General features: G+C 65.2%; 1 protein-coding gene. It reads right to left on the bottom strand.

Features of this window, described 5'->3' with window-relative positions:
* Positions 1–359: NAD(P)/FAD-dependent oxidoreductase (locus AC1D0P_RS32495; RefSeq protein WP_477680482.1), on the bottom strand; the 359-nt coding region annotated here is incomplete at both ends.

Genomic DNA, 359 nt, shown 5'->3' on the forward strand with positions numbered 1-359 from the left:
GCTCGTATGCAATTCGACATTTGGCAGGGCGCCAATGCGATCGATCAGATAGCGCGACATCGTCGCTTCGAGCGGACGCCGGACCACCAGGTGCAGCCGGTTGACCTGCGGCGCCAGGAACGCGATGGCCTGGCCGGCCGAATTGCCGCCACCGACGAGCACGATGTCTTCGCCAGCACAGAGCCTCGCCTCGATCGAGGACGCCCAATAGGAAATGCCATTGCCTTCCAGCGCCCCGATATTGGCGACATCCGGCCGCCGGTAGCGGGCGCCGGAGGCGACGACGATGATGCGGGCCGTGATTGTCCGATCTCCTGCAAGCTGCAAAATGTGCGGACCGGCCGCGTTGACGGCAGGCG

Source organism: Polaromonas sp. P1_G2, assembly GCF_056405515.1.